The sequence below is a fragment of the Candidatus Zixiibacteriota bacterium genome (assembly GCA_020853795.1).
GTDB lineage: Bacteria > Zixibacteria > MSB-5A5 > CAIYYT01 > CAIYYT01 > JADJGC01.
Window position 1 is genome coordinate 1 of the sequence record JADYYF010000024.1, and the last position, 6,505, is coordinate 6,505.

The 6,505-nt window shown below is 56.8% G+C and carries 8 protein-coding genes; all 8 read left to right on the plus strand.

Features of this window, described 5'->3' with window-relative positions:
• The first annotated feature begins 63 nt into the window (after positions 1-63).
• Positions 64-615 carry a translation initiation factor IF-3 gene (locus tag IT585_01525; protein ID MCC6961911.1) on the plus strand — a complete coding sequence of 184 codons (552 nt, stop codon included), beginning with the start codon at positions 64-66 and terminating at the stop codon, positions 613-615.
• Entirely contained in the window at positions 572-769 is a 198-nt protein-coding gene (rpmI, locus tag IT585_01530) for a 50S ribosomal protein L35 (GenBank protein MCC6961912.1), read from the plus strand. Before IT585_01525 ends, rpmI begins: the two co-directional genes overlap by 44 nt.
• Before the next feature lie 30 nt (positions 770-799).
• Complete coding sequence (rplT, locus tag IT585_01535; GenBank protein MCC6961913.1) at positions 800-1,150, plus strand: 50S ribosomal protein L20; 351 nt, start codon at positions 800-802, stop codon at positions 1,148-1,150.
• Between the two features lie 5 nt (positions 1,151-1,155).
• Positions 1,156-2,166, plus strand: coding sequence for a phenylalanine--tRNA ligase subunit alpha (gene pheS / locus IT585_01540; protein ID MCC6961914.1), 1,011 nt, complete (start codon positions 1,156-1,158; stop codon positions 2,164-2,166).
• A 12-nt stretch (positions 2,167-2,178) separates the two neighbouring features.
• Entirely contained in the window at positions 2,179-4,560 is a 2,382-nt protein-coding gene (locus IT585_01545) for a phenylalanine--tRNA ligase subunit beta (GenBank protein ID MCC6961915.1), read from the plus strand.
• A gap of 9 nt (positions 4,561-4,569) precedes the next feature.
• Positions 4,570-4,836: a cell division protein ZapB gene (gene zapB / locus IT585_01550; protein ID MCC6961916.1), complete on the plus strand. Its 267-nt coding sequence runs from the start codon at positions 4,570-4,572 to the stop codon at positions 4,834-4,836.
• A gap of 95 nt (positions 4,837-4,931) precedes the next feature.
• Entirely contained in the window at positions 4,932-5,243 is a 312-nt protein-coding gene (locus tag IT585_01555) for a cell division protein ZapA (GenBank protein ID MCC6961917.1), read from the plus strand.
• 102 nt (positions 5,244-5,345) lie between these two features.
• On the plus strand, positions 5,346-6,505 hold a 1,160-nt coding region (gene rny / locus IT585_01560), incomplete at its 3' end, for a ribonuclease Y (GenBank protein MCC6961918.1).

Here is a 6,505-nt window from a genome sequence, read left to right on the forward strand (position 1 = left end):
AGCGAAAACCAGCATGGAGGTGAAGCAATAACTAAGAGGAAGCCAGACATCCGAGTTAATGAAATGATCCGCATCCCGGAAGTGAGAGTGATCGACTCGGACGGCCAACAAGTTGGCGTGATGCAAACGCGGGATGCCTTAGAACTGGCTTACAGTCGCGGACTTGATTTGGTAGAGATATCGCCGACGGCGCGGCCGCCGGTGTGCAAGATTCTCGAATTCGGCCGCTACAAATACGAACTGCAGAAGAAGACGCGCGTGTCGAAGAAGAAGCAGCACGCGGTGACGATGAAGGAGATGCAGTATCGACCGAAGATCGAGGACCACGATTATCAATTCAAGACGCGCCATGTTATTGAGTTCCTCAACGCCGGACACAAAGTCAAGGTGATGGTGCAGTTTCGCGGCCGCGAGATGGCACACAAGGAGTACGGCGAGCAATTGATGCAGCAACTAATCGCGGATCTGTCCGAGCACGCCGTGGTCGAGATGCCGGCGAAGATGGAGGGCAACACGCTGACGATGGTGGTGAGCCCGAAGATCGATGCGAGTAAGAGTAAAGGAAGCGAGAATGCCGAAGGTAAAGACGAATCGGGCGGCGGCGAAGAGATTTAAGAAGACCGCGTCCGGTAAGGTCAAGTTTAAGCACGGCTATGCGCGCCATATTCTGGCCAAGAAATCCGCCAAGCGGAAACGCCAGATGCGCAAAGCGCAGTTTGCGAGCGGTGCGGATTTCCGCAAGCTCAAGTACCTGCTGCCGTACAATTGAAGTCTGCGAATTTGACAAGGAGTTAGAGATATGCCACGCGCAACGAATAACGTTGCTTCGCGCCGCCGCCGGAAGAAAGTCTTAGATCGCGCCAAGGGCAACTTCGGCGGGCGCAGCAAGCTGATCCGCACGGCCAAAGAGACCGTCCAGAAGGGTCTGACCTACGCTTATCGCGACCGTCGCAATCGCAAGCGCGACTATCGCCGGCTTTGGATTACCCGCATTTCTGCGGCGTGCCGGGCGGCCGATATCACCTATTCGAAGTTCATCAACGGTCTGCTCAAGGCCGGCGTGAACCTCGACCGCAAGGTGCTGGCCGACATGGCCATTCGCGACAAAGCCACCTTTGTAAAACTCGCCGAAATCGCCAAGAGCGCCTAAGGCCCATGTCCGAGACTGCGGCGGACATACTGGCGCAGGCGCAGGCGGATCTTGCCGCTGCGGCCACGCCGGAACAGGTCGAAGCCTGTCGGGTCCGATTTCTCGGCAAGAAGGGCGGTGTCACCGCTCTGCTGAAAAGCCTCAAGGACCTTGATCCCGAGCAGCGCCGCACGGTCGGCCAGCAGGCAAATGATCTGCGCGTGGCCATCGAGCAACTGCTTGAGCAGCGGCTCACGGCTGTCGGCGATCAGAGCGCTCGTTCCAAGGTAAAGATCGACTATACCCTGCCGGGGAAGCGTTATCCGGCGGGGAAGCTCCACCCCGTCACCCAGACCTTGAACGAAATCGTTGACATTTTCTACGGTATGGGCTTCCGCGTGGCCGAAGGGCCGGAGGTAGAGACGGAATATTATAACTTCGGGGCGCTCAATTTCCCGCCCGATCATCCGGCGCGCGATATGCAGGATACATTTTATGTCGGCAAGGACACGGTGCTGCGGACACATACCTCGCCGATCCAGATTCGCGAATTTGAGCGCACCAAGCCACCGGTGCGGATTGTGGCGCCCGGGCGGGTGTATCGCCAGGAGGCGATCAGCGCGCGCTCGTACTGCGTCTTCCACCAGGTCGAGGGCTTCTACGTTGATCACGATGTCACGTTTGCCGATCTGAAGGGCGTGCTGACGGCATTCGCACATACGTTCTTCGGCAGCGACGTCAAGTTCCGCTTCCGGCCCAGTTTCTTCCCGTTCACCGAGCCGTCGATGGAAGTCGACATTTCGTGTATTCTCTGCGGCGGCCGCGGTTGTCGGGTGTGCAAGCATGAGGGCTGGCTCGAAATCCTTGGCTGCGGCATGATCGATCCGAACGTGTTCAAGTCGGTCAACTACGACCCGGAGGTTTACTCCGGCTACGCATTCGGCATGGGCGTGGAGCGGATTGCCATGCTGCGCTATCAGATTGACGATATCCGGCTCTTCTTCGAAAACGACCTGCGATTTCTGGACCAGTTCTAACAGGGCAGGGTTATGCAAGTTTCATACAACTGGCTGCGCGAACTTGTCGATGTCGCGCTGGATCCGCACCAACTGGCGACGAAGCTGACCTCAATCGGCACGGCCGTGGAAAGCGTCGAGCCGGTTGCCGGCAATCTGGACAACATCGTGGTCGGCAAAGTGGTGACCTGCGAGCCGCATCCGAGCAAGAACACACTGAAGGTGTGCCGGGTCGAACTCGGCCGCGATATCCAGATGACCGTGGTCTGCGGCGCGCCCAACGTCAAGGTGGGAATAAAGGCGCCGTTGGCGCTGCCGGGCGCGGTGCTGGCCGACAACCAGCGCGTGCAAAGCGCCGAAATCGGCGGCGTGTTGTCGGAGGGTGTGCTTTGCTCCCAGTATGAACTCGGCATCTCGGATGACCATTCCGGGTTGATGGAGATCGAAGCATCGATCAAGTCGGGTTCCGATTTGCGGACGGCGCTGAATCTGGACGACTACATCCTCGGCTTTGACCTGACCCCGAATCGCGCCGACTGTCTTTCCGCAATCGGCATTGCCCGCGAGATTTCCGCCATCACCGGCTCGCCGATCAAGCGGCCGGCGGTCGAGATGAAGGAGAGCAGCGAGACGGCGGCGGCGCAGGTGGAGATCGCGATTGCCGATCCCGACGCCTGTCCCCGTTATGCAGCGCGCGTGATCCGCAATGTCAAGATTGGCCGTTCGCCGTGGTGGATTCAGCAGCGGTTGCTGGCGAGCGGGATTCGCTCGATCAACAACGTCGTCGACATCACAAATTATGTCCTGCTGGAATATGGCCAGCCGCTGCATGCCTTCGATTTCGACAATTTCAAACAGCCGAAGGTGCTGGTCCGGCGCGCGGTCGACGGGGAGACCTTCACGACGTTGGACGGCGTGGAACGCAAGCTCACCCCCGACGTGCTGCTGATTACCGATTCGGTGGCGCCGGTGGCCATCGGCGGCATCATGGGCGGGCAGTTTTCGGAAGTTACCGAGAAGACCACGAATGTCCTGCTCGAAGGGGCATATTTCAGCGCTTCAGTGATTCGTCGCGGCCGCAAGCATCTTGGTTTGATTTCAGAGGCGCAGACCCGATTCGAGCGCGGCTGCGATCCGAATATCGTGCCCGTTGCTCTCGACCGCGCGGCGGCGTTGCTGGAGAAGTACGCTTCCGGCAAGGTCGCAAGCGGAATCGTCGATGTCTATCCGAATAAGATCGAGCCGGTCAAACTGGAGTTGCGTCCGAGTCGCGTCAATCAGATTCTCGACACCGAGTTGAGTTCGCCGACGATGCTGGATGTGCTCAACGGCCTGGAGTTCAAGGTGCAACCGGGAAAGAACTTGACCGTCGAAGTGCCGACGTTTCGGCCCGATATCACGCGCGAAATCGACGTGATTGAAGAGATCGCGCGCATTAACGGCTATGAGAAGATCCCGGTTCGGATGCGGGCGGGCGGCAACCTCGTCACCGCGCGGATTGAGTCGGATGTCTTCGCCGGGAAGGTCCAACAGACGTTGATGGCACAAGGGTACTACGAAGTCGTCACCAATAGCATCGGCGACCCTAATCATTTCAAGCTCACCGATCCTGGGACGGCTTGTGTGGAGATCGTCAATCCGATCTCGGAAGACTTGAAGTGTCTGCGTCCGAGTCTACTGGCGGGGTTGCTCAACGTCGTCTACCAGAATGTCAGCCACCAGGTTCGAACCGTGAAGGTCTTTGAATTGGGATTCGTGGCCAGCGCAAGGGTAAATGAGCTACCGATGGAATCGCGCCGCATCGGGCTGGCGCTCTGCGGCAGTGACCGGGAAGAGAATTGGGCGTTTCATCCTGGCGAGTTTGGACTGGCAGATATTGTGGGTGCGCTGGAGTCGCTGAGTGAACTGGCAACGCAGCGGTTGGAGACAGAACCGCGAGAGCATCCGACGTTTGACCCGACCTGCTCGTTTGACGTTCTGCTGGCCGGTTCGGCAGTTGGGCGCTGCGGAAAGGTTGCAGCGGCAATGCTGAAGGCTTTCTCAATAAAATTCGATGTATTCCTTGCCGAAGTCGACTTCTCGGCACTATTATCCTTACGGGTCAAGCCGCATCCTTACAAGCCGTTGCCACGCTATCCGAGTTCGGATCGTGATATGGCCGTTGTGGTGGATGAGCCGGTTCAGAATTCTGCCATCATTAAAGTGATTAATGAGCATGCCGACGAAACTCTAAGAGAGATATTGGTTTTTGACGTTTATCGCGGCAAGCAGGTGGCTTCGGGCAAAAAATCGATCGCATATCGGCTCAGTTTCCGCGATGAAAGTAAAACTTTAACTATCGAAGAGATTGATTTGAAATGCAATAGGATAGTAGAAGCGTTAAAGGCCGCCTTTGGCGCTGAACTACGTTCATAGGATGTCAATATGAGTAACTTGGAAAAGCTTCAGTCCAAGGTGACCGAGTTGGTCGCGAAGTTCGAGACGCTACAGGCCGAGAAGACGAGTCTGGAGGTTGAATGTGGCGAACTGCGGAGCCAGATCAAGACCCTGGAGGGGCGTACCCGGGCGTTGACAACAGAGAACGGACAGCTTACCAAGGCATTACAGGCCACGAACGATGTAGCGCTCAAGCGGATATCGAAAATCGTTGATAAAATTGATCAAGTCCAGGCCGAGCTCAAAATTTCTTGACTCCAACATTTGAACTTCTTAACGTATTTATAAGACGAACATAGATTTTGGGTTAGCGAATTAACGTAGCTCAGTCTGGATTTCTGATTCACTTGATGACGGAAGATAAAAAACAAACCGTAACGGTTAACATTTACGGCGAAGACTATCCGATTCGGGGGGACGCCAATCCTGATTATATCCAAGAGGTGGCATCCTATCTCGATGCGAAGATGCGCGAGATCTCCGAACCGAATGGTAGTCGATCGCCTGCCAAGGTTGCCATTTTGGCAGCGTTGAACATTACCGACGAGTTGTTTAAGGCACGTCGTGCCTCTTCTCACGAAGTGAAGACCATTGAAGAAAAGACGCAGACCATTTTGGAATGGCTCGAGACCAAGTTGCCCACACAGCAACCGGCGCGTTGAGATTTCATTGGTAACCAGCCTACGCTAACTCCCCCAAAGTCGTTCTTTTCACATAAACGGGTCTGACCCCTTTCGATGGGATGGTCAGGCGGGAGTACAACCATGTCGCCTCTGGTGATTTTGATTATCGAGTTGGTCGGCGCCGTAGTCGCCGCGTCGCTCGTGACGTATCTGCTTGCCAGTAAGACGTCGTTCGGCAAGATTCGCCGCGCCGAGGAGTCAGCCAAGCGGATCGTTGACGACGCCGTCAAGGAAGCAGAGATTAAGAAGAAGGAAGCCTTGCTTGAGGCCAAGGACGAGTGGTACAAGTCCAAGGTTGCGTTCGAGCGGGACCTGCAGGCCAAGAAAGCGGATTTCCAGAAAGTCGAGAAGAAGCTGGCAGAGCGGGAGATTAATCTTGACCGCAAGGTGGATATTCTTGATAAGAAGGAAAAGGAATTCGTCAACAAGGATAAGGCGCTGCAGCATCGCGAGAAGGGGATTTCCGTGCGCGAGAAGGAGCTGGAGCAGCTGATTATCGACCAGAATAAGCAGTTAGAACGGGTGGCGCAGATGTCCTCGGAGGAGGCCAAGCGCGTGCTGATGGACAATCTGATCGGCCAAGCCAAGATGGAGGCGGCCGCGATTGTCAAGGAGATCAAGGAGAAGGCGGAGCAACAGGCGGAGAAAGAGGCGCGCGAGATCATCATCCAGGCGATTTATCGCTGTGCCGCCGAGCATACGGTGGAGTCGACGGTGTCGGTCGTGCCGTTGCCGAACGACGAGATGAAGGGGCGCATCATCGGCCGCGAGGGGCGCAATATCCGCACGTTTGAGACCCTGACCGGTGTTGATGTGATCGTTGACGACACGCCGGAGGCGGTTATTCTTTCCGCTTACGACCCGGTGCGGCGCGAGGTGGCGCGCATGGCGCTGGAGAAGCTGGTGGTGGACGGCCGCATCCATCCGACGCGCATTGAAGAGGTGGTTGAGAAAGCGAACAAGGAAATGTCGATCATGGTGCGCGAGGCGGGCGAACAGGCGTGTTTTGAGCTGGGCTTGCACGGCATCCACGACGACGTCATCAATTTGATGGGCAAGCTGCGGTACCGGACGTCCTACGGTCAGAACGTCCTGGGTCACGTGAAGGAAGTTGCGACGCTGTGCGCGCTGATGGCGGCGGAGCTGGGGCTCGATGCCGAGTTGGCCAAGCGCGCCGGATTCCTGCACGATATCGGCAAGGCGATCGACCGCGAAACCGAGGGCACGCACACCGAGATCGG